Below are 24469 nucleotides of genomic sequence, written 5' to 3'. Positions count from 1 at the left end.
TTAAACATTATGAAAACATATAGAATAATAGCAATGATAGTGCTTCCATTTATGTTGGTGGCTACATCTTGCGAAAAGGATCTGAACCTCACTCCTGAAAGTGTTATTGGCGCCAATTCTTATTGGAAGAATCAAGGCGATGTGGAGTCTTACGTCAATGGAATGTATGTAAGATTCCGATCAGATGCCAATGATAATTTATTTTCATGGGGAGAAGCCCGGTCAGAAGTTATGAGCTATGGTTTACAAGCATCAGAGGGCAGGGAAAGATATTTTGAGAATACTTTAGATCAAGATGCTGCCGGACCGGATTGGAAGAATCTGTATACAGTAATTCATGATGCAAATTTAATATTGAAATATACGCCAGCTATTGATTTTGATTCTGAAACCAAGAAAAATATTGCCTTAGCTCAAGCACATGCCATGAGAGCGTATTGTTATTTTATTATAGCCAAGGTATGGGGAGATGCTCCAGTGAATACAGAGCCTACCGAGGGCTTTGATCCAGTGAACAGTTTTAAGGCACGTAATAATGTTACTGAGGTAATAAGCTTAGTTAAATCTGATATAGAAGCAGCGCTAGGGTTGTTCTCAGACAACACATTTTCTAACGGAAGATCTCAGTGGTCTAAACCTGCAGTAAATGCACTTAAGGGAGATGTCTATTTATGGACTGGAAAGCTAATGGGAGGTGGTGCTTCTGATATCACAACCGCTTTGACGTCATTGGAAAGTGTTCGAACTGCTGATGTGGATTTACTTGTTAATTACGATGATATCTTTAGATATAACAATAAAGAGAACAAAGAAATTATTATGGCTATCCATTATGAGGATTTAGAATCTGGTAATAATTTTAATAGTGGCATCTATATCCGTGGAGACCAAATTCCATCCAATGGTGACCCAATTGCTAAAGCTTTATTGGGAGAAGGTGGTGGATTGAATAGGTGGGCTCCGTCAGAAGTGTTCAGGAATCAATGGACCGATGATGATACCCGTAAAAATGCAACTTATGTTTTAATGAACACAGAAAACCCTAATAACCCAGGTGTTTATGATCAGTTTTATGCCTCTGCAGTGATAAAGTATAGAGGATTTGTGGATGCAGGGACCAGGAAATATATGGATGATATTGTCCTATACCGATATGCAGATGTACTTTTAATGATTGCTGAAGCCAAAAATGCCTTGAGCCAAGATCCAACAGCAGAAATGACCCTGATAAGACAAAGGGCATATGGTGCAAACTATCCGGGTCATGAATTTGTCAGTGGAACACTAGAAGCTAATGATGCTGCTATTTTACAAGAGCGTTTGTTCGAATTGTCATTCGAGGGTAAAAGATGGTATGATTTATTAAGATTTGGTAAGGCCTTTGAATTGGTGCCGACTTTGGTAGGAGAGCCGGAACATAAAAAGCTATTCCCAATATCGCAAGAAACCATAAGTTTAAATGGGTTGATCGACCAAAATCCAGGCTACTAAGAGGTCTGTTTGAATAGTTGTGTTAGTTAGTTTGGAAAGGGAAGGTGTAGTTGTCTTCCCTTTTTTTTAGTTTAATAATCCTTATAAAGCACTTAATGCAATTCCATTTAAAAATATTGTGTATTATTAGTTATTTGTTAGCACCAATGCTCGGTGCACAATCGATAAATCCACCAAACATAGTAATTATTGTTGCTGATGATTTAGGGTATGGGGATGTGGGAAGTTATGGCCACAAGTTCATAAAAACACCTAATATCGACAAGTTGGCCGAAGAGGGCATAAAAATGACTGACTGTTATGCCTCATCCCCGATGTGTTCCCCATCTAGAGCGGGGTTGTTAACAGGAAGAACACCTTACAGAACAGGTGTTTATGATTGGATTGCTCCTGATTCAACAATGTATCTCCCAAAAGAAGAAGTCACCATAGCATCCCTTTTAAAAACAAAAGGATATCAAACAGCAAGTATTGGCAAGTGGCATTTGAATGGAAAATTTAATATTCCAGATCAACCACAACCAAACGATCATGGATTTGATTATTGGTTTGGTTGTCAATATAGCCTAAAACATGTTGATCCTGAAGGATTCTTTAGAAATGGAGAAGCTGTAACAACAAACGGCTATGCAGCTGATATTGTTGCGGATGAAGCAATAGATTGGTTGGAACAACATAGGGCTCCAGGCCTACCATTTTTTCAGTATATTGGATTTCTAGAGCCTCATGAACCTATATTTTCTCCACCCAGTTTAACAGAAGAGTATAAAGAGCACGGGAAGAAGGCTGAATATTATGCCAATGTTGCCAACTTAGATCAGGCCGTTGGACGAATAATTAAAAAACTGGATGAATTAAATTTGTCAGAAAATACATTGATATTTTTTACGTCAGACCATGGCCCGGCCCAATACACTCCAAACGGCTATTTTAATAAGTCCCATGGTTCAGCGGGACCTTTTAAGGGTTACAAACGCCATATGTTTGAGGGAGGCATAAGGGTCCCAGGTATATTTAGGTGGAAGGGGACCATTGCTCCCGGACAAATCAATGAAACGCCTATTTCAAACACCGATCTTTTTCCTACGCTCTCCAATTTAGCAGAAATTAAAATACCCAAGGGTTTAATACTTGACGGAACGGACATAGGTCCAATTTTTTATAATGAAAAGATTAATAGAAAGAAAGCTTTGAATTGGCACTTTTACGACCCCTGGGGAGGACCACAATCTTTACTAAGAGAAGGTGATTTTATTTTAGGCGCCCAGTGGAATGTGGGTGATTTTCATAAAAATGGTAGGTTCCACCCAAAGGAGGTAGCTATCATAAAAAGTGGAAAACTCACAGATTTCAAATTATATAATATAAAAAATGACCTTCATCAGGAGAAAGATATTTCAGAAATGGAACCTAGAGTTTTTAAAAAATTAAAAAAAGCGTTGATTGCTTCGCACAAGGACGTGATGCTTGAAGCCCCTTACATTCATAACCAATAGTGATAAGTCTATGAAAATCCCAATAATTAAATTAATAACCTTTTTTGTATTTTCTTTGTTTTTATTAGGGTGTAATTCATCCAAAAAATTAGAAACGAATAGCCCGAATATTTTGTTGATCGTGTCAGAGGATAATGGTCCAGATCTCGGTTGCTACGGTGTTAAAGAGGTAAGCACGCCAAACCTGGATAATTTGGCGCAGGAAGGGGTACTATTTGAGCGAGCTTTTGTTCCTTATAGTGTATGTAGTCCTTCCAGAGCGGTCATTTTTACTGGATTATATCCGCATCAAAACGGACATATAGGCTTGGCGACACACAAGTTCACAATGTACAATAACATTAAAACCTTACCGAAATATTTGAATGAAGCGGGGTATTCCACGGGTATCATCGGTAAGCTTCATGTAAACCCCGAAAAGGAATTTCCTTTTGATTTTAACGCAATTCCAGGGAGTAATTTCGGGAAGAAGAATCTTAAGAAATATGCAGAGGAAGCATCTAATTTCATTAAAGGTTCGGATAAGCCCTTCTTTCTAATGGTGAATTATCCCGATGCCCATTTCCCTTTGCAAAAACAAGTTGAAGGGATGCCCAAAAATCCTATGGATGGTGCCGATTTAGAGGGTTCATTGCCATTTGTAGGGGCTGATAGTGAACGGATAAGGGAGTATACTGCTAATTATTATAACAGTATGAATAGACTGGATGAATCTGTAGGGATGCTGCTGAATGAGCTTCAGGGTTCAGGGAAAGCAGATAACACCATAATCATCTATTTGGGTGATCATGGAGCTCAATTCTCACGAGGGAAATGTAGTAACTATGAGGCGGGGTTACGTATACCCCTGATCATTAAAGATCCTACCGTAAAGGGAAAGGGTGTTCGACAAAACGAATTGGTAAATTCGATCGATCTGCTTCCTACCTTCTTGGATATAGCCCAAGTCCATTCCCCAAAAACTCTTCCAGGAAAGTCATTATTGCCTTTATTAGAAGGAGCTCATATGAAAAACTTTAGAGAATATGTATTCGCTGGGGGTAACGGCTCCACAAGTCTATTGTATTATCCGCGAAGAAGCGTAAGGGGTGATAGATATAAATTAATATTAAACATGCTGCATGGAAAGGAAAATCCACATTATGCCTTTTATGAAACACATGTAAATGGTCATTTTGATGCTGGGACAGAAGAGGCGGAAATTAATAATGCATCAACAGAGGTAATTAATGCCTATAAAATATGGAAAAATCCACCAAAATATGAGTTGTACGATTTGCAAAACGACCCCTACGAATTTAATAACCTATCAGAAGATATGGTGTATCAAGGTATTTTGGGCCGAATGATTGCTGCCTTGGAAACTTGGCAGGCCGAAACTAATGATCCCTTGGCCGATCCCATAAAATTCGCAAGATTTAATAAGGAAATAGATTCCATAAATAAACATTTTCCAAACCATTCTTATTCCAAGAATAAGGATTTTAAATGGAGTTATCCAGAATATTTCATTCCAAATTGAGATTAAAGTACCTGCTCCTTAATCAGTGTTGCTAGACCTTTTAAGCTTATCACATCTTCTTTAGCATTTTTGGCTGACGAAGGTGAAGGTCTGGAGGCTGTTATTTTTAATGAAGGAGAAAGATTATAAGTGACAGTCCAATAATTATATTTGAAGACTATGATTTAAGGCTATATTATTGATCGATATTTTTAAAATCCCGGCAGTTCTTACACCAGGGCTTATTTCTCCACCTGGGATAAAAATGGCATTATCCCAATACAATGCATTGGTTACAATTTGTGGGTTTTTAGGCAATGTTCCCAATTTAATCCAACTATCTTTTTCTGTATTATAAGACCACAAAATTCTTGAGAAGGTAGTGCTCCTTAAAAGTGAGATACTCTCATTTTCTAAGGTTTTTATTTTTTCTAGCAGAATTACTTTGTTACCATAATTGTTACTTTTTATCACTTCAATTTCCTGTTCCAATTCTTGTTTCTGGGCCAGAGGTTGATGTTCACCACCTGCACCTCCAAAAATTATTATGTTGGTCTTCTCTATGGGTAATACAGGGGCTGCAGCGATAAACCCATCTGGAAATAAAGGTGTGTTATTATTGGGAACGTCTTTCATTTGTGTCCACTTTCGGTTTATTATGTCAAACTCATATACATCGGACAACATTTTTGTGTTTGGATATTGCTCACGGTTAAAATAGACGCCGCTCATGACATACAAATGAATATTGGCACCTTTGTATTGGCCTGTTACAATAGCTTGGTTTCTACCTGGACCAGGAAATCCTACCAAGGATTCCCATTTTTGATTTTCCGGTGTTAAGTTGAGATCTAAAGTAAAAATATGACTAGTAGCTTCTCCTCCTAAAGAGGTTTGCCCCCCAACTACATAAACTACATCATTTATTACGCAAGCGGACATATTACACAAGGGGATAGGGAGAAAGGGCATTTTCTTTAAACATACCTGCTTTGTAGACTTATCCCATTGCAAAAGAAACACGTTATTGACTACATTCTTCCCGTTTTCCCCACCTATGCATAGGACACCTAATTTTGTTGTAACAGATGCTCCGTAGGCAAGTGGTTCAGGCAATTGTAGGATTAAATCAGCAGCCCATTTGTAGGTCACATCCCCTTTCGGCTTCTTGAGAACAAATATGGAGTTGTACCATTTTTTTTTTCCGCCCTCCCAAAGCTCTTTATTAGGGAAATTTGCTCCTCCTGCCACTAGCATGACACCATTGTGGATTCCAGTATAGCAGCCGTTAAGGCCTTTTTTAACGGGAATATTTGCTACTATATCGGCTATCATTGGCAATTTTTTTTCCGGTGGGATTTATTTGTAGTTTGATTTATTATCTTATGTCCTGATATAACTGGTAGATTATTGCTTTTTGTCTTTAAAGATTAAACTGAATATATAACCGAAAATAAAACAGGAACCGACTCCTATCAGTGAGTACATCAGAAAATTTATAGGTGTATAAACACTAACATACCATAATAAAATAGCACTTAGCACTAAACCTATCATAGTTCCTGTAGAATTGGCACGCTTGGTAAGCATCCCCAATAAGAACATCCCTCCCAATCCTCCAGTAAACAATCCTAAAAACCTATAAAATTGGTCCCACAGGGATTTAATATTGGAGTTTGCCATCCATAAAGCCAACAAGACTCCGAATATCCCGATAAAAACTGTTGTTATTCTAGCGACCCTAAGAAGTTTTATATCCGGTATATTAGGGTTATAGCGTTCGTACAAATCGTTGCAAAAGGCTGTGGAAACTGAATTTAGACTGCTGCTGATACTGGACATTGCTGCAGAAAAGATCCCTGCAATCAATAATCCCGATACGCCCATTGGAAGTTCTTTTACAATGTACCATGGAAATAGAGAATCATTATTGGAAATGGCAGGAGAGAGTTTTTCAGGCATTTCGGAGTAAAAAATAAACAATAATGTTCCTATCCCGAAAAAAATGATTGTGGCCGGTAGTGTAAGAATGGCATTGGTGTAAAGTGTCTTTTGGGAGTCCTTTACATTACTGCTGGTCAAAAATCGTTGCACCACTGTTTGATCGGTTCCTTGGGTGACCATTGCAGAGGCCAAACCTCCTAAAAAGACTACCCAAAACGTGGATTCCGTAAAATTAAAGTCGAAATTTATTATATTGAACTTTTCCTTTTCAGAAGCATAGGTTATTATTTCGTTGATAGAAGAATCCGTATGCATAAGAATCCAGACTATTGCGACTATACTTCCGCCCATTAGTACAATAACTTGCAGTACATCCGTCCATATTACTGCTTCGATACCACCAAAAGTAGTATATAGAACACATAATAGTCCCATTAATAAGATACACGTTTCAACGGAGATGCCTGTAACTATCGAAATTGCCAATGAAGGCAATAAAAGTACAATTCCTATTCTTCCTAATTGAAAAATGATAAAAGAAATACTGCCAAATGCCCGGGCCAAATAATTGAATCTTTTCTCTAAATATTCGTATGCAGTTGAAATATGTAATTGATTAAAAAATGGTATAAAAATAAATGCTATAAGTGGGGTAATTGCAATAGCGGCTATATTCAGCATAAAGAAGGACCAGTCCGTTGTGAAAGATTTCGCTGGTATGGCCATAAAAGTTATTGCACTCAATAGGGTGCCAAAGACACTTAATCCAGACGCCCACCATGGAATTCTACCGCCACCTGAAAAATAATCATCCGTTGACTTCTGTTTTCGCGCGAAAAATACGCCTATGAATAGGGAAATCAACAGGTATAGAATTAACACAACATAATTAAGGAAACCAAAAACATGGGTCGCCTCTGCGTCTTGAAATTTAAATACGTTTGGAGTTCTGATTCCGGGGGAAACTTCACCTGAAACGAGTAAAAAACTGTCCTCAAGCTTAATGCCTAATGTGGTGACAGGTAATTTAATGTCCAAGGAATCAAATACAAACCATTTACTAGTCATCGCGTTATAAGCAAGGACCTCACTACTGAAACCTGGGTGATTTAAGAGGATTTCATTTTTTATTTCGGTTAAATGTTGTGCGATACTATCATTTTTCGCCATCTTAATTTCTATAGCCAGCGATTCCAATTGCTTGAACAATACCTCATCTGATCCGCCGTATACTAGAATATGCATTGATCCAGATGGCTCTGCCGAGGCACCCATGATTACTTTCTTGGAGCCATTGAGCATTATTTCGCCTTCATTTTTCCATTCTTGCTTTGCTAGGTCGTAGGAAAGAAAATTGGTAAAATGGGTTGAAACCTGATCTTTTTTCTGATTTCTTCCCCCAATGACGAAAATACTTTTGGATTTAGATGTTTCTTGGACCGCCATGGAATGTACGGCGCGTGGTTCTCCTGGGAAGTCGTTTAGTTTTTCCCAATGATCTTTATTCTCTAAGTGTATTCGATAAAAGGAATTAGAGCTAGACTTTTCGTTCATTCCCCCAGCAACATAAACAAATCCTTCGACCAATACTGCATTAGTGTAGGCCAAAGGTTCGGGCAAATTTGGAAAGTGTTCCAATTCAATTTCTTTCTTGGATGGATTAAAAGAAACAAGTATAACTTGGTCACTAACTAGCTCCTTATTATTACCTCCAATGAGCAATACACCTTTTGTGGTGGAAACTGAGGCGCCATATGCCAGGGGTCTGGGCAGAGTTTGCTGGGAGAGGGTCCATTTTCCGTTCTCTAACCAATATATAGAATCGTACCATTCTTTTTGCCCGCCTTTCCATGGCATTCCGTTAGGAAAGTTAGCCCCGCCTGCTGCTATCACAATATTATTCTGTACACCTCCCATCATACCAGCGTATCCCAAGGAAATTTCTGAATTACCCAAAGGGGGTAGGTCAGACTCATAGGAAACTTTGATGTTGTTGGAGTTCTGTGAGAACATGAAAGGGTAAAAGAGCAGAAAGGCTACTAAGGAGAGTATGAATTTATAAATTTTCATATATAGTGTTTAATGTTATGTAAGACATATGTATTTTTATTTTGAACTGTTCATAGCCAACCCAGTAAAGTTAGTATGGGTTTGAAGCTTTATTGTAACCATTGGAAAATTCATAAGTACTATTTTATATTATGAATACGCTCAATTTGCTCCAAACTTTTCCAACATTGATACATCGCCCTAGGTACGTGAAAACATCCCTTCCATTTTCCGCCTTTAAGGTTATTCAATGGTTTCCCTTGTCTATTTAGATATCCAAACCACTCTCCATTCTCAGGGTCGGAGAAATTGCTCCAAGCATATTCGTGTACTTTTTGGAACCATTGCCACGTTTCTTCATTCTGGGTATGTTCGTAGGCTTTTGCCAATGCAACTAAGGTTTCTAAATGTACCCACCATAACTTTTGGTCCCATTCCAGTTGTTGCATGGGTTTGTTCAGGGCATCCATAAAATAAAAAATGCCTCCATATTCTTTATCCCAGCTGTATTCTAAAATATTAATGATAATCTGCGTTGCTTTTTTTATGAGGCCGTTATCATTATTTCTGACACCTATATCGATCATAAACCACATGGCTTCAATTCCATGGCCGGGATTTAATAGTCTTCCATTAAAGCTATCTTCAAGCTTACCGTCCGGTGTTACAAATTCATATATAATACCAGAATCTTTTTGGCAAAACACCTCCATCACCTCATTTACACTATTATTGATGGTTTTTTCCACTTCCTCTGCATCCAAGACATCTTCAAGTTCCAAAACTAAATTAGATAGTATCATGGGAAGGGCAAAGCCTTTTAGTGGGCGGGTATCTGTATTTTTCTCATAACCGCCCTTTGGGTTATCCTTTTTTCTTAGAATATTGTAATACGTTTTTTTTGCCAGGGATTTTATTTCTTCATCTTCCATGGCCGTTGCATATTGACTGAAAGCCATTGCAGCAAAACAGTCGGAAAAAATATTATAGGGTTGTACTAGAGGCTTACCTGACTTGGTAACGGCAAAATAGAAATTCCCGTCCTTGTCCATCCCATGATTTCTAATAAAATCTATTCCCAATTTTGAGATTTCTAACCATTTACTGTTTTTTTCCACCTTGTTATAGAGCATGGAGTACGTCCAAGCTTGTCTGCCTTGTAACCAAATAAATTTATCCGTATCATAAACGCTACCTTTAAGGTTCAAGCAAGTAAAATAACCGCCATTTTCATTGTCTAGGGAATGCTTTTCCCAAAAAGGGAGTATATCATTGAAAAGCGTATTTTTATAGATTTCCGAATATTTCATAATAAAAAAAAATATATGTTATACATAATGCTAATTTAGAGGTTTTTTATTATATTAGTGAACATTTTTACGTAAAAATGATATACTTTAAAATTCATTGTTAAATAACGGATAACAATATTACTTTTGTTGTTTGGTTAATTTAGTCCATAATTGAATATTTGCATTAAGCTTATGAAAAAACGCACAAAAATTGAGCCCATTGAAACATCTTCATTGGTAGATAAGGTAGAGGTCCGATTGCTGGAGTATATTAAACAAAACAAGCTTAAAGCTGGAGATCCAATACCGAAAGAGCTTGATTTTGCAAATTCCTTAGGGGTAAGTAGGACTGTGATTAGGGAAGCAATATTGAGATTAAGAACTTTTGGTATTATTGAATCTAAAAAGCATAGGGGAATGATTCTTACAAACCCTGATATTATGAACAATTTTCAGCGTATGTTAGATCCTACCCTTCTGGCGTCGGATACGCTTAAGAATTTATTTGAATTTCGCCTAATTATGGAAATGGGAATGGCCGACTTTCTTTTTGAACACAAAACGGTTAAAGATATGTTGGAATTGGAAGAAATTGTGGTATTGGAAGAAGAGACCTATTTCAATAAAGCGGTCTTCTCGTTGGACAAGGAAATTGCATTCCATGGAAAACTCTATGAAATGTCAAACAATGATACTTTAAAGAAATTTCAGGATCTTCTTCTTCCTGTTTTTGAATTTGTTTATATGAATAGTTCGGACTTATTGTCAAAGGAATATGAATATTCCAGTGGACAGTTTGTTACACATCGAATGTTGTTGGATAATTTAAAGGTGGGTACGCCAGAGACTTTCAGGACAGCTATGAGAAGACACCTTGAACCACATTTTGATAGAATATTTAGAAAATAATTTAATTCTTTATACCGATTGAACTAACCAATCAATAATTTTGCGAATAATAATTTCTGCTCTCTGCTTATTGTAATTTCTAGGGTCATCACCAAAAATTCCAAAAAGCACATTATCTGGGTCACATCTATGGTCCCCTTTACTATTTCCGTTAGGATCATTTGAAGGGAAAATTTCTTTCGAAGGTAAATTTTGCAATTTCACTAACTCTGGATGTATTTCTGCTAAAACTGAAGTCTCAAAAATTGCACCATGGTCGGCTTCCATCTCTACGGTTGGACAATCGCTAATGGAGAATATGGACAAATCTAAAGAATTCCGAATAATTAGCCAGTCTTGTTTTAAGGTGTCTAATGCTTGTAATTGTTTTAAAGAAAAATGGCCTGTAAAAATGACAACCTTTTGTACGCCGCTCGCTTCCAAACGGACCAAGGTAGTTTTTATTATTTTTAAGAATACGAGTTCTTCTTCTATAAGTATTGTATATGGGTGATGCCATATACTCCCGGACATGCCGTAATAGAAAGGAGGCATGACAAGTCCCCCGCTTTTATGTGCCACTTGTAAGCATATCCCATGAGAAGTTAAGCTATCTAGTCCAATAGGTAAATGTAATCCATGCCATTCAATAGCTCCCAATGGAATGAATACCAATGATTTTTGGTGTATAGCCTTGTCAATTTCCAAGGGATTCAACCTTTCAATTTGTAAATGTTTTAGAGAATTGGTTGCCATATATTTTTTAATTATAAAATTCGTGTTTCCACCTATAAGGTCTTAACATTTCAACAAGTTCACTATCAAATTTTTTTCCGTCAGAAATGGCCAGATTAAGGTCTACCTCGCGTTTGTTGCGCATACCTGGAATAACCACTGCCACTTCTTTTCGATATAAGGAATACCTTAAGGCCGCTTCGGCCAGTGTGGGGTAATATGGATTGCATAGTTTCTTTAAGTCTTCTACCCTTTGTAAAGTTTCCTTAAATCTATTGTCTCTATACATTAAACGTCGCTTGTCGTTTTTGTCCCATTCCATAATTGTATTATCAGTCCAAGTACCTGTCAATGCACCGGAATCCAATGGTACTCTTGTGATGATGGCTGTTCCTGTTTTTGAACTTTCAGGAAATAATAAGTCAGCGGGTTCTTGTTCAAACATATTGAACAAGACTTGTATGCTGTCTACTAATCCTTTTTTCGCCAATTCCAAACCCTGCTCAGGCCTAATATCGGCTAGTGATACCCCAATCTTATCTATTTTGCCTTCTTTTTTAAGGATAGTTAGCGTATTGAGCCATTCAAGATTTGTAATTCCATCTTCAAACCATAGGTGAAGTTGTATCAAATCTAGCCGCTCTGTTCCTAACCTTTTTAAGCTTCCTTCTATAATTTCTCGGATATACCAACTTGGATAGCAATCTTTAATAGAAGGATTATTATCTAGGTTTAAGGATTTACTTTTATTCATTATTGGGGTGATCTTGGTAGCCACATATATCTTCCCTGAACTCCATTGATCGAGTGCTTTTCCTATAACTTTTTCACTATGGCCATTTCCGTAGGCAAAGGCCGTGTCTACAAAATTCACCCCATTTTCAAAGGCATACAAAAGAGTCTCTATGGAATTTTTGTCGTCCACCTTTCCCCAGGTGCCTCCCAATTGCCAACCACCGAAGCCTATTTCACTTACCTTCCAACCCGACCTTCCAAATGTTCTATACTCCATACGCTCATTAAAAATTAAACAAATTGACTTTTAAATTTTTTTATCCTTGGCTAATTCTATTGCTAAATTCTTGGCATACTCTACATGAGCTGCTTTATCCTCTTGTGCTTTCTCAGCGTAGTAAATGAATCCCATGGCCTTTCTGGAACGTTCGCTTTGGTTGCCGTCGGCCCTATGGATAGTCAATGAATGATGGACAAGTAAATCGCCAGCCTGTGTTGGGAAAAAAACTTCATTTTCTAGGTCATTTGGGCAACCAAAATCCGTTATTCCCTGTGAAAATCCTAAGGTGCCCGTTCTGCCATGACTACGGATGCCATATCTATGAGACCCTTTTACATATCTAACACAGCCGTTTTCCTGGTCTACCGGTTCCAATGCCATCCACATTGTAACAGCTTCATTTGGGGAGAGCATAAAATAATAGCCGTCTTGATGAGGAGGGGTAGGTTGTCCAATCTTTGCTGGCTTATTGAAATACTGTATATTTTTGCCCACAACATTGTCGTCCAAAAGGATGGATGCCAATTTTTGAAAGCGACTGCCAAACATCATATCAAAAAAGAAAGGGTCATATGCAAACAGTTGCTGTAATTGCTTAAGGGTATCTTTATTAGTAATATCCTCATAATACACTTGCTTGGTGGGCATATCTTGGACCTTGGTAGCAATAAATTCTTGGATTTTTTTATTGACCATGTCAATTTCATCTTGCTGAAGGAATTTTGGGAATAGAATATATCCGTCACTTAAAAAATCTTGTCTTAGCTTGTTACTAAAGACTTTATCATTTAAATCATCCATGCGTTTCATAAAGTTGTGATTAAAATTATACGTACAAAATTGGGCAGATTAAGAGCATTATACTACAACAATATGATAGGATACTGCTACTATATTAACTTAATTGGCGTGAGTATTAGTTTTTTTGTGTTATTTTTGTGGTACTATGAAGCCATTATATCAAAAGATAGAAATTCATAAGGAACGCCTTTTTGTTATTAAAAATAATAAGGTTCCAAAATTTGATGGCCTCTTTCATTTCCATCCCGAATTCGAGCTTACCTACATTCATCAAGGAAGTGGGCGAAGCTTTGTTGGTGATCGGATGGTTACATTTAGTCGTGGAGATCTCTTCTTTTTAGGACCTAACCTTCCTCATTCATGGGAAAGTACATATTCAGTTCGCCAACCTTCCCAATCTTTGGTGATACAATTGAACAGTGCTTTGTGGAAAGGAGAATGGTTGGAAGGAGAAGAGCTTAGCGAGTTGAAGCTGCTTTTTAAAAAATCCTTGCGAGGTCTTAAATTTATAGGCAATAACAATTTTGCTATTGCTGAGAAGATGTTTCAAATTTCAAAGGGTTCTAAACCCATGCAAAACGTCATAGATATCTTATCCATTTTTGAGTCATTGGGGAGAAGTCAATCTTATGAATATATTGCTAGCCCTGCTTATTTGCCGGGCTACAGGGAAAATGATTACGTGAAAATCAATTTGATCTATAACTTCGTTCATTTAAATTTTAATAGAGAGATTTCATTGACTGAGGTAGCTAGCCTTGTAAATATGACTAATCAGGGATTTTGTAGGTATTTCAAGAAAATTACAAGACGGACGTTTTTTGTATATTTAAACGAGTACCGTACGGGCTGTGCTTGTAAGCTTTTGAATGAAGGCCAGTTTAATATCACCGAAGTAGGTTTTAGAAGTGGTTTTCAGAGTATTTCCAACTTTAATAAACAATTTAAAGTGGTGGTCGGCTGCAGTCCTCGAGAGTATATAAAACAACTAGGATAAAAAAAAACTGGTCTTGTAGTGGTTGATAGCCATCTTACAAGTCCAGTTTGTAATTATTTAATTCTATTCAAATATGGTATTTAAGATTTTGCTTTCCGTTTTGAAGAAGGTTTTTTCCATTTATCCTCACCTTCAGTTAGCCATTTTAAAGAGAAACTTATAAAAGGATTCTCCTTATAACCATCTTTTTCAAAAAACAATCCGATGTCCCCATTCTCTAAAACGGTCAAAGAGGAATAGGCTGAACCACCAGTGTAGATAGTTTTACCTTCAGACCAGGTTTTACCTTCATCATAGCTTATACGAACTGTCATATTTTCTCTTCCTTTTACCATCTTTGCATTCGAAAAGAGTAATCTATTTTTTTTAAACCCTTGCTCAATGGAAGTGTACCTTATTATACTGCCATTACAACCAGGATCTATTAGTCCTGGTTCTGGGGAAGAAGTCCATGTTTTTCCTTCGTCGCTAGAAATATGAGTATAACGCATACCACTTTTATTAACTCTAGAATTGATCATCCAGCGTCCATCGACTAATTCTACTACTTTAGATTCATTGGCAGGTTGTATAGGGGTGTCAATTAAATACCAAGATTTTCCATGGTCATCACTTGCAAAGAGGTGTAGGCCACTATTGAGATTTACCATAGTATGCAATAATTTCCCAGACTTGGTTTGAATTCCACGCCCAGACGTTATGAATTTAAAATCAGTTCGCCAATCCACTTTAGCTATCTGATCTGTAATGTCTTGCGGTTTACTCCAGGTTTTTCCATTGTCCGAGCTTTTTACGACATGAAAGTAATAGATATCACGCTCTTTATCCAAATCCATATAATTGTAAAACATAAATATCTCTTTGGTCGTCTCATCAACAATCATTGAGGGATCGGATACCGATTTCCCAAATGGTAAATCCACTACTGTTTCTATTGGTGTCCATGTGTTACCATTATCACTACTTCTTCTTATTACGATATTGATATCCTTGCTCCATTTAAGATCGCCACAGGAAGGCACTCTTTCATCTATGGCCGCAATGACATCTCCATTAGGGGCGGTTACAATTGCTGGTATTCTGTAACAGGCTACCCCTTCCGCCATGGATGAATTGAATAAGTCTTGATGCACCTTAACGCCTTCGGCAATTTGATGTGCCTTGTTTTGGGCCAATGCGAATGACCCGGTAATTAAAAATAGTCCAATAATAGCTTTTTTCATGTTTTATAATTTAATTGCTTAATATTCATATTTTTTGTTATTCATAAATATCCTCTAAATCTGTTTCATGAAGTTCTTCCAAAAACACACCTATGTTCTTAACGGAATGTTCAAAAAATATCTTTCCCTTTTCTTTGTTGGCATGTTTAGGGTTGCCAACACCCGTATCCTCGGTTACTTTGGTCCATTTGCGTTGTGCCTTGACCCATCCTTGTTTAAGTCCTTTTAATTTAAAGGATTTGGCTGATCCTGGTCCCGCTTCAGAAAGTGGTAAGACCAATTCAGGGTTCAAGTGCATCATTGCTGCGGTTTCTAATTCGCCAGCATGATCCCCAGGTTCCTTAAAATAAGCTTTGGAATCCAGACTGCCCCACCAATTTAATGCACACACAAACACTTTAGGGAACTGTAAGCTTAACTCTCTGATAATCTGTTTAAAATCGTTTCCCCCGTGGCCATTTACAATAACTAATTTGTTTATCCCGTGCGTGTCCAATACCTGTACCGTATCCTTTAAAATAGCGTACTGGGTACTCGGATTCATGTTTATGCATAGTTTTACATCCATTTGCCCTGTATTTACGCCAAATGGAATAGTTGGTAGGACCACCACCTTTGCTCCATTTTTCCAAGCCAATTTCGCACTTTCTATTGCTGCATTCTCAGACAAGATGTTGTCTGTGGCGTAAGGTAAATGGTAGTTGTGTGCTTCAGTAGCCCCCCAGGGTAATACCGCTACGGTGTATTCTATTTCCTTTACCGATTTCCAATTATTTTCTGCTAAAACGTACGGTCTTATCTTATTCTTCATAGGTACTATTTTGCATTTCCAATTCCGTGTCAATCGAACGGGACCAAGTTAATAACCCTTCTAACAACTTTTGTTTATAATCTGGTAGTTGTTCAGAGAGATCCTTGCTTTCCTGAACATCCGTGGATAGGTCGTACAATTGATAAGACTTGCCATTATCCATAGATATAAGTTTATAATTTTGGTCTAAATAGGCCCATTGTTCGGCATTCAGCGTTTTTTCCTGGTTCAATCTAGAGGGAAGGGGGGACCTAAATCCAATGGGGCGTTCTCTTTGTGTTTTATCGCCCATTAAAATTGATAAGACATCTTCTCCGTCTATATGTGCCTGCCCTTTCCAATCTACACCGCTTATTTCCAATAAAGTAGGAAAGAAATCGCTCGTTACCATTGGTGTGTTTATTGAAGCAGGAGATTTAAATTTCGCAGGCCATTCTACAATGGAGGGTACTATTATTCCTCCTTCCAATAATTCCGACTTTTTTCCTCTATAAGGCCCCGCAGAGTTTAGATCGTGTACGTAGGAAGGACCATTGTCACTACAGAACCAAATGATGGTATTTTCGCTGATACCCATTATTTTCAATTCTGCCCTTAAACGACCTATTTGATCGTCCATAGCGGATATTCCGCCATACCAATGCTGTTCTTCGGTGGTTAGGTCCTTGTATAGTTCTCGATGCTTATTACCTGCTACCACCGGGGTATGAACATTATGAAACCAAATTAGGGATAGGAAATTTTCTTGTGTTTCTACTTTTTCTTTTATGAATTCCAATGCCTTGTCCATTACAAGTTCGGCATCGTCACCCCCTGGATTATTGTCCAAAAATTGACCAGGACCGGTCCAATAGACGTCCCTCCACTTATGTCCTCCAGTTTCTTGTCCTTGGCCTACAGCCTCAGTTTGAATCATTTTATAATCTTCTTCGCCATAGTTTCCTCCAACATGATAATATGGATTGTAAGTGGGCATCATGGATTCTGTAGAAAATGAGACATCAAAACCGTTTTCCCAAGGTGGAGAGTATGTAGTTATGGGGCCAGGAAAATAACTCTGTTTAAAACTCTTGCTCAATCCGCCCACATGCCATTTGCCAAAATGGCCAGTAGCATATCCCTTAATTTTTAGCATTTCAGCGATGGTCACTTCATTTGGATGAATAAAGCCGTCTCCGGCCCAAGGTATCTTTACCCTATAAGGATGTCTACCCGTAAGAGCACTGGCCCTTGTAGGGGAACATACTGGAGCAGCAGCATAAAACCTGTTCAATTTTAGACCCTCAGCAGCCATTTGATCTAAATGAGGTGTTTTTACCGTTTTATTACCGTTGTAAGCGACATCGCCCCAACCCAAATCATCGGCCATTACCAATATAATATTTGGTAACTCCTCTGGTTGTTTAGGTTCATTTTCAGTAATAGTTTTACAGGAATTGAACCCAAAAACCAATATAAACATGACGGATGCGATTCGTAAACTTTTCATCTTAAAACAACTCGTTTATGTTTACCTTTTCAAAGTATAGTTCTTTATTCCCTTCGTACAGAATTCCGATATGATTTTCATCTATTACGGTCATACAGGAATAGCCGTAGCAGGAATCTTCGTAAAGTTCCAATTGATTTTCTGTTGGCCACGTAAGTCCTTGATCAAAACTTGTTTTTATGGTCATGTTTGCCCTACGTTTGTCATTATTAGGGTTGAAAAAGAAAAGTAGCTTCCCCTTTTTTGAATGATCAAAACTGATCAAACTGGCCATACACACTGGTTCTATAAGAGCCTTTCGTGAAGAATCATGATCCTCCCAAGTTTGTCCTAAATCCTTTGTAATGGCAACTGCCCTGGAGCCTCCACGATTATCACGCATATTTAGCATTAAGCTTTCATCGTCCAATTGCACCACCTGTGCTTCCGTAGTATTTGATCTCGCGCCTGTACCAATTTTCCACGTAAGTCCTGAATCTTTACTATAGATAATGGTGGAGTGTGGCATCCTATCCTTATCTTTAAATTGGGCGGGAAATACTAATGTTCCGTCTTTAAGGGTAATTCCTTTTCCAGGTCCTTGCAATAATAATTGCCATTCTGGCTTTTTTATTTGTGAGGTGATATTTATAGGGTCGGACCATGTAAGCCCGTCGTCTTCGCTTTTTACTAAAACGAACTGACTTGTTTCTTCAGGGGAAATCCCTGGTTTGGAGGCGTGCCAATTACGCTCTCCTGGATGTCCGTGAGCCCATACGGCTGCAACCCATATTGTTCCAGTATTTCTATCTACAAGAATTGAAGGGTCGCCAATACCATTTTCGTTTTGTGGTTTACCTCCATATTCACCCATATCCATGATTACTTTCATTGGTTCCCAAGTAGTCCCGCCGTCCGTACTGCGGCTCATACCAACATCTGCGTCCGCCTGAAGATCGACACTGCCTTCGTAACGATTATCGTAAACTGCAATTAAAGTTCCGTTATTGGTAGTTACCATGCCCGGAATTCGATACGTATCAACATTGTCCTGATTGTGCTGTCTTAAAGCAACACCTATTCTTTGTGCGGTTTGGATGTCTGTAACAGATGGTTTAAGGACTTGCCCATTGGACAAGGTGATAGAAACACTGTTTGCGCTAATTTTATTGGTCAAATTAACACTATCCTTTAATGCCATTGACAACCAAAAATAATTGTCCCCTGCTTGCAAAGGTTGATGGCCATCAATTTGAACTTTGAAATTGATTTCGTCGCTACTTCCAAACTTGGTTCCCGTTTCAAATCGAGGTTCTTTAAATGATGAATATATGTCTATATTGGTGATATTTTTCAGATCAGTTGTTCCTTCCAAATTAAAATCCATAGAAGAAACAATAATGTCGGACGTATCTTTTGGGATGGTCAATTTCATTTGGACAACCTTATTCTTATCTTTTAAGGTAAGTACAGGAAGTACCGGTTGACTAGCTTCATAGGAAAAATCCGAAACCTCCAAAATCTTTTTTTCTCCACAAGACAAAAGAACTATTGCCATAATGGAATATACCGCAAATAAATTAACTTTGTTTTTCATGATTATAAATTTACTACTGTTCAATGATTTGATAATTACTCCTATTTGATGTAAGGGGCTACTATTTTTTTCCATTTCTGGTATCCCTTAATGTTCAAGTGCAATCCGTCGGCTGTATATTTTGGTTTTAATGCTCCCTTGGAATTCCTGAATTTTTTATGAAGATCTATAAAAGCTACGTTCATTTTTTTAGAAAGCGCTTTTAATTCCCAATTCACAGAGACGATCAATTCTTGATTTTTCTTATGTCCTGAAAATTTATCGCCTACTGCCGGATTTACCGGAAGGATACTTTGCAAAAATACTTTCGTGGTCTCCGATTCATTTTTTATTTCAAGCAAAATTGATGTCACATGGTCGATCACATACGTTTCGGTCTTCCCCCTAGCAAGATCGTTGGTCCCGATAAGCAGGAATATTTTTGTCGGTTGGGAGGAGGTAATTTCCGATAATCGATTAAGGATTCCCGCCGTTACATCTCCACTTATACCTCTATTCAGTACATTTTTATTAGGAAACATCGCTCCCCAATCCCCACCTTCGGTAATACTGTTCCCTAAAAAGATTATTTCATCTTCGGTGTCGGGTGTCGCTTCAAATTGCTTCTTACGTTGATAGTAATGATCAGAATACTTTTGACAATTAGCCGAAAATGCGATTGCGAAAAATCCAAAAAATATTATTAGTTTATGTGTCAATTTTATTTTTTTTATCCTTTATATAATTATTGGGTTATCTTGTTCTAGATCAAGGAGAGTGAAGATATCGCCATTAATTGCCAGCAGAATTAATCTACCATCCCTAAGTTTGAAAATGTTGATGCAGGGAACCCATGCTTATTAATTAAGTTTCCATTTGTATAGGAGCTATATCCGTACCTAACATATCTGGGATTCTTAATCTGTTCGCTCCAAATCCTTAATACATTGTTATCAATTTGGGCTTCGGCTTTTACAAACACTTTATCCGTACCGGCAATTTCAATATCCAGGACAGCCTTCCCGTCACTGGTCCGTAAGCCCTCCGCATGTGAAAAATGTACTTCAAGAACCTTACTCTTAACATTGACGAAATCCAATAAAGGTCCTGAGTACGGGACGTTAATTCCATAGTTTTTTGCCAAGGCGATGTTGGACAAACGCTTGCCTAAGATCCACTTCGCTTTGGGATGTACATTTGTAGGATGGCCCACATCCGAGGACACCGCCATCCCTGTATTGGGAATGGACAACAATCTCCGTTGAGAATCTCTAAAGACGCCCCAATTAGGTCTTTCAATGCTACTCAATTGAACAAAGTTAAAAGCCAGATCGGGGTTGTTCCAATGATTGCGCCAATCGGCTACTAGCATTTTGAACAATTTGGAATGTAATTCCTCCCGCTCCGCGTTTGATTCTCCTTGATACCAAAGCACTCCCTTTATTGGAAAATCTTTTATAGGATAAATACCCGCGTCAAACAACATAGTTGGATCAAAGGGATGTCTGGCTTTAACTCCAAAGTCCTTCATGTTGCTTAAGTTTTTTACTTTTCGCTCGGATACCCATGGTTGTACCAACGGATTTAGGTTGGTATCATTTAATAAACTAATGGTTTCATGGGTTGTCTCCATAGCTTCCCTACTTATCCAGCTTTGGGTCGTAGCCCCACCCACCGCATTGCACACAATTCCTATTGGCACTTTCAATTCTTTTTGAAGGTTATAGGCAAAGGAATATGCAATAGCGGAAAAATTTTCCATTATTGAATCAGGGTTATTACTCCAACCGGATGACCTAAAATAATCTTTGGCATTACAATTTAACAACTCTTCTTTTGAAAAAGTATGGTTTGATGGGTGAGCTTTCCCATCCATTGAAAATAGAAAGATATTGGAATTTGTAGAGTCCTTTAAAATGGTAGATCCGTGTAGCTCCTTACTTAGCATAAAATCCATGTTAGACTGTCCGGATGCCAGCCAGACTTCCCCAATATAGACTTTAGAGATACTGGCATCTCCCGATTCCTTTGACTTTATGTTCAGTTTATAAGGTCCGCCAGCCTCTTTTGCAGGATATGTTACCTTCCATTGACCGTGCTGCGATACTTTTGTTCGTTTTGCTTCTCCATTAAATCGTACCGTTATATCGTCTAGAGCATTAGCTGTACCATTAATTACCAAGGGAACATTTCTTTGGAATACCATATTCTCCCCATACAACAAGGGTAGTTTCAATCCATCGTAATTTTCGCTAATAAAATGATATATTTTATTGGCGATAATGGTAGCGCCTTCCTTTGCAGGATGAAGGTCGTCTGCATAGTATTCCGGGAAGCGGTATAAAGGATCTTGTAGGTCGATGACTGCTGCTCCCGCCTGCTTCCCTATAGTGTCGATTTTCGCTTGAATTTCCTGATAATTTTCCCGCATCCCTTCTTCAAACCAGTGATGACCAGAAAAAGAAGGAGACATTTTACAGATTATAACTTCAGGTGAAGAAGGAAGATTTCTATACTCTTGAATTAAGTCTAAATAATCAGAGATAAACTCTTCCTTATGCGCTGGCCAATTATTATTCCCTTGATCATTAAGACCAAGATGAATAACTACTAGATTGGGTTGAAAAGACTTGGACTCCTCAAATATAGGATTATCCCAATAGGGCTTATGACCCTGTTTTAGTGCCGTTGCCCCTGGATAACCAAAATTGGCAACTTCATAATCATTGCCCAATAATTCCTGTAATTGCTCAGGATAAGCATTTCGCTCCCTTTCCTCTACCCGTGTACCATAGGTAACACTATTTCCCACGCAGGCGACCTTTAACTTCTGACTCTGCATAGAAAAAGTAACTAGAAGAATAAGCAAATAAACAATTCTCAACATAATACCGTTAAAATAATTCATCTTCAATAGGGGGCGAACTCTAAACCAATCAGGAAATTTAAAGTTGTTATACTTTTCCTAAGTAACGCGTAACCCCTAACGCGTCCAATTCAGTTTTGCCCTCCTCTATTTGAGCATCCGTAAGTGTAGTATGTGGAAACCTACTTGGCCCAAGATCTACGCCCAATGCTTTCATAAACGATTTTGCCGCACCGTTGAATCCGCCTTTGGCATTTAACACATCCACAAATTTCATGGATTTCTGCTGAAGGTCCGCTGCTAACTTATGATCATTGTTATTAAAAGCCTCTACTATCGCTAAGTACAACGGGGCTAAATGATTATAGGTACTCCCTACCCAACCATCTGCACCAAAAGGGAGGCTGGAAAGAAAAACTTCATCAAATCCAAATAGGATATTGGCGGAACCATTGTTAAATTCCTTGGAGTACTTATAGTCTATGAGATTATTATTTGTAAACTTAATACCTGCCAAATTTGGAATCTGAGGGGTGGCCAGTTCTAAAAATTCGACCATATTGAAATTTGCCCCTGTCAGTACAGGAATATGATAATAGTAAAATGGGATATTAGGGGCACATGCGGCAATTTCCTTACAATACTCCACCAATTTATGGATATTGGACAGTCTAAAGTAATAAGGAGCTAGAGCGGCAATACCGTCTACCTTATCTGCAGCATGCCTGGCCAAATCCTTGGCCTCGTTTAGGCTCGTATGACCTACATGGTCGATTACAAATAGATCGGAAGTTTTATTCTCACCCCAAGCACTTGTAATCTGTTTCCTTTCGGCTATTGACAAAGAAGCAAAATCACCTGTGGATCCGTTTATAAATGCGCCTTTAACCCCATTTCCTTTTAAGAATTCCGCATACTTTGGAATTACCCCTAAATTTAGCGAAGTGTCCTGATGCATGGGTGCATAAGTAGCTGCTATAAGTCCTTTCATATTTATTAGCATTATGTATTACATAAAGCGAATATATATATTAATTTTCAATGAACAATTTTTTTTTTGTAAAAAACTATTTTAGCAGAGTGGGATATGACGGAAATTGAGATTAAAACTTGTTAATATAACTACAGGTCTTAACGTTTTTCCAAGGTGATTTGTGGTGTAGAGATTTGAGTTAGATTATTTACTAATAGATAAGATGTTCGAGGGTGAGTTTTATATTAAACATGCAGCCAAAAAAAAATCCTGGTTGTTAACTCCCAATGTTGGTATTCCTAAATTAGAATTAATTTTGCATGGAATGAACTGAACAGGTAGAGTAATCTTGCTTGAAAGTTTTTCGGTATTGAGTTGGGGATTTACCATTGATTCTCTGAAATTGCTTGTAAAAATTGGACTTACTTTGAAAACCACATTCATAAGCTATTTCTGAAATATCTTTATTAGTGGTAAGAATTATTTTCTTAGCTTCTTCTATTCTAATCTCATTTACAAACTGGGTAAAAGTTCGATCCATTTTATTCCTAAAATAATTGCAAAATGCCGAAACCGTTAATTTGCCAATTTCCCTAGCAACATAGTCTAATCTAATATCCTCAGCAAAATGCTCGGTTACATATAAACAGATAGCATTTATTCTATCGCAGTCTTTTTTGCTAAAGTTGGCGGCATATCCTTCAATATTCAGGAATTGTCTATCATCGGATTTCTCTATGATATCTAAAACTGCCAATAGTGTTAAAACCCTATCAAAAGTATTCAATGAAAAAAGCCCTTCTAACTTTTGGGCTATTAGTTTTTTTGACCTTCCCCCTATAAATATTCCTCGTTGGGCTTCGTACAATAATTCGCCCAGGTGATTCAATCCCGTTTTCCTAAAAAAGGTTTGACCAAGGAATCCTTCATCAAATTGAACGACTATGGCGCGACTTCTCCCATTATTGTTTGCGACATTATACCAAGAATGAGGTATATTTTTTCCTAACAAGACTAGATCCCCAGCCTTATAGGTGCTAATATTATTACCAATAACCCGTCTTCCATCGCTTTCCAAAATATAGGTAAGCTCTATCTCGGGATGAAAATGATAGGGCACTTCAAAACGGTTCAACTCTATTTTATTCAACAAAAATGGAATCTCGTTCGATGGCACCAATTTCTGAAATATTGGTTTCATGGCATGTAAAGGAAATTAATGTTGGATTAACTGTAAATCCTTCGAATAAATAATTTTTTTAGTCACTCTTCAGTATAACATTCTTCAAATTTACGATAAAAAAACTCTTTTAATGGATATAATAGTAATATAGTGGAACAGT

Annotated in this window: 19 protein-coding genes; 5 read left to right on the top strand and 14 right to left on the bottom strand. The window is 37.8% G+C overall.

Annotated elements, in window-relative coordinates; translation table 11 throughout:
• Window positions 1-9: 9 nt before the first annotated feature.
• The 3 genes from BW936_RS13625 to BW936_RS13615 all read left to right on the top strand — a co-directional run bounded on the left by BW936_RS13625 (window position 10) and on the right by BW936_RS13615 (window position 4509).
• Window positions 10-1491, top strand: a complete 1482-nt coding sequence (locus BW936_RS13625) for a RagB/SusD family nutrient uptake outer membrane protein (protein WP_076549359.1) — start codon at window positions 10-12, stop codon at window positions 1489-1491.
• Between the two features lie 95 nt (window positions 1492-1586).
• Window positions 1587-2987, top strand: coding sequence for a sulfatase-like hydrolase/transferase (locus BW936_RS13620; RefSeq protein ID WP_076548983.1), 1401 nt, complete (start codon window positions 1587-1589; stop codon window positions 2985-2987).
• 10 nt (window positions 2988-2997) lie between these two features.
• Window positions 2998-4509, top strand: coding sequence for a sulfatase family protein (locus tag BW936_RS13615; protein ID WP_076548981.1), 1512 nt, complete (start codon window positions 2998-3000; stop codon window positions 4507-4509).
• 144 nt (window positions 4510-4653) lie between these two features.
• On the opposite strand, the gene BW936_RS13610 is transcribed toward BW936_RS13615, so the two are convergent.
• The 3 genes from BW936_RS13610 to BW936_RS13600 all read right to left on the bottom strand — a co-directional run bounded on the left by BW936_RS13610 (window position 4654) and on the right by BW936_RS13600 (window position 9791).
• A complete protein-coding gene (locus BW936_RS13610) occupies window positions 4654-5823 on the bottom strand; it encodes a hypothetical protein (protein ID WP_076548979.1) in 1170 nt (389 codons plus the stop codon).
• A gap of 72 nt (window positions 5824-5895) precedes the next feature.
• On the bottom strand, window positions 5896-8502 hold the full coding sequence (locus tag BW936_RS13605; protein ID WP_076548977.1) for a sodium:solute symporter family protein: 2607 nt from the start codon (window positions 8500-8502) through the stop codon (window positions 5896-5898).
• A gap of 119 nt (window positions 8503-8621) precedes the next feature.
• Window positions 8622-9791 carry a n-acyl-d-glucosamine 2-epimerase gene (locus BW936_RS13600; RefSeq protein ID WP_076548975.1) on the bottom strand — a complete coding sequence of 390 codons (1170 nt, stop codon included), beginning with the start codon at window positions 9789-9791 and terminating at the stop codon, window positions 8622-8624.
• A gap of 174 nt (window positions 9792-9965) precedes the next feature.
• Here BW936_RS13600 and BW936_RS13595 point away from each other — a divergent pair, with 174 nt between their 5' ends.
• The gene (locus BW936_RS13595) at window positions 9966-10682 is read left to right on the top strand and encodes a FadR/GntR family transcriptional regulator (RefSeq protein WP_208611126.1); all 717 of its coding nucleotides are present in this window, start codon (window positions 9966-9968) and stop codon (window positions 10680-10682) included.
• A gap of 9 nt (window positions 10683-10691) precedes the next feature.
• On the opposite strand, the gene BW936_RS13590 is transcribed toward BW936_RS13595, so the two are convergent.
• The 3 genes from BW936_RS13590 to BW936_RS13580 are packed head-to-tail and all read right to left on the bottom strand — an operon-like array spanning window position 10692 to window position 13221.
• Entirely contained in the window at window positions 10692-11417 is a 726-nt protein-coding gene (locus BW936_RS13590; RefSeq protein WP_076548973.1) for a creatininase family protein, read from the bottom strand.
• Between the two features lie 7 nt (window positions 11418-11424).
• On the bottom strand, window positions 11425-12408 hold the full coding sequence (locus BW936_RS13585) for an aldo/keto reductase (protein WP_076548971.1): 984 nt from the start codon (window positions 12406-12408) through the stop codon (window positions 11425-11427).
• Between the two features lie 30 nt (window positions 12409-12438).
• A complete protein-coding gene (locus tag BW936_RS13580) occupies window positions 12439-13221 on the bottom strand; it encodes a phytanoyl-CoA dioxygenase family protein (RefSeq protein ID WP_208611125.1) in 783 nt (260 codons plus the stop codon).
• 136 nt (window positions 13222-13357) lie between these two features.
• On the opposite strand from BW936_RS13580, the gene BW936_RS13575 reads away from it, so the two are divergent.
• Window positions 13358-14209: an AraC family transcriptional regulator gene (locus BW936_RS13575; protein ID WP_076548969.1), complete on the top strand. Its 852-nt coding sequence runs from the start codon at window positions 13358-13360 to the stop codon at window positions 14207-14209.
• Between the two features lie 80 nt (window positions 14210-14289).
• Here BW936_RS13575 and BW936_RS13570 read toward each other — a convergent pair whose 3' ends face one another.
• The 8 genes from BW936_RS13570 to BW936_RS13535 form a co-directional block, all read right to left on the bottom strand.
• The gene (locus BW936_RS13570; RefSeq protein WP_076548967.1) at window positions 14290-15432 is read right to left on the bottom strand and encodes a sialidase family protein; all 1143 of its coding nucleotides are present in this window, start codon (window positions 15430-15432) and stop codon (window positions 14290-14292) included.
• Between the two features lie 37 nt (window positions 15433-15469).
• Complete coding sequence (locus BW936_RS13565; RefSeq protein WP_244156234.1) at window positions 15470-16243, bottom strand: creatininase family protein; 774 nt, start codon at window positions 16241-16243, stop codon at window positions 15470-15472.
• On the bottom strand, window positions 16233-17732 hold the full coding sequence (locus BW936_RS13560) for a sulfatase-like hydrolase/transferase (protein WP_076548965.1): 1500 nt from the start codon (window positions 17730-17732) through the stop codon (window positions 16233-16235). The genes BW936_RS13565 and BW936_RS13560 overlap by 11 nt, the downstream gene beginning before the upstream one ends.
• Before the next feature lies 1 nt (window position 17733).
• Window positions 17734-19308 carry a sialidase family protein gene (locus BW936_RS13555; RefSeq protein ID WP_076549351.1) on the bottom strand — a complete coding sequence of 525 codons (1575 nt, stop codon included), beginning with the start codon at window positions 19306-19308 and terminating at the stop codon, window positions 17734-17736.
• 41 nt (window positions 19309-19349) lie between these two features.
• The gene (locus tag BW936_RS13550) at window positions 19350-20006 is read right to left on the bottom strand and encodes a GDSL-type esterase/lipase family protein (protein WP_084182090.1); all 657 of its coding nucleotides are present in this window, start codon (window positions 20004-20006) and stop codon (window positions 19350-19352) included.
• A gap of 89 nt (window positions 20007-20095) precedes the next feature.
• On the bottom strand, window positions 20096-22129 hold the full coding sequence (locus BW936_RS13545) for a GDSL-type esterase/lipase family protein (RefSeq protein ID WP_159439028.1): 2034 nt from the start codon (window positions 22127-22129) through the stop codon (window positions 20096-20098).
• A gap of 112 nt (window positions 22130-22241) precedes the next feature.
• Window positions 22242-23144: a dihydrodipicolinate synthase family protein gene (locus BW936_RS13540; RefSeq protein WP_076548961.1), complete on the bottom strand. Its 903-nt coding sequence runs from the start codon at window positions 23142-23144 to the stop codon at window positions 22242-22244.
• 292 nt (window positions 23145-23436) lie between these two features.
• Window positions 23437-24327 carry an AraC family transcriptional regulator gene (locus tag BW936_RS13535; RefSeq protein WP_076548959.1) on the bottom strand — a complete coding sequence of 297 codons (891 nt, stop codon included), beginning with the start codon at window positions 24325-24327 and terminating at the stop codon, window positions 23437-23439.
• Between the last annotated feature and the right edge of the window lie 142 nt (window positions 24328-24469).

Source organism: Maribacter ulvicola (assembly GCF_900155985.1).
GTDB classification, from domain to species: Bacteria; Bacteroidota; Bacteroidia; order Flavobacteriales; family Flavobacteriaceae; genus Maribacter; species Maribacter ulvicola.
The sequence above is the reverse complement of the archived record's forward strand: the minus strand, read 5'-3'. Positions and strand labels throughout refer to the sequence as shown.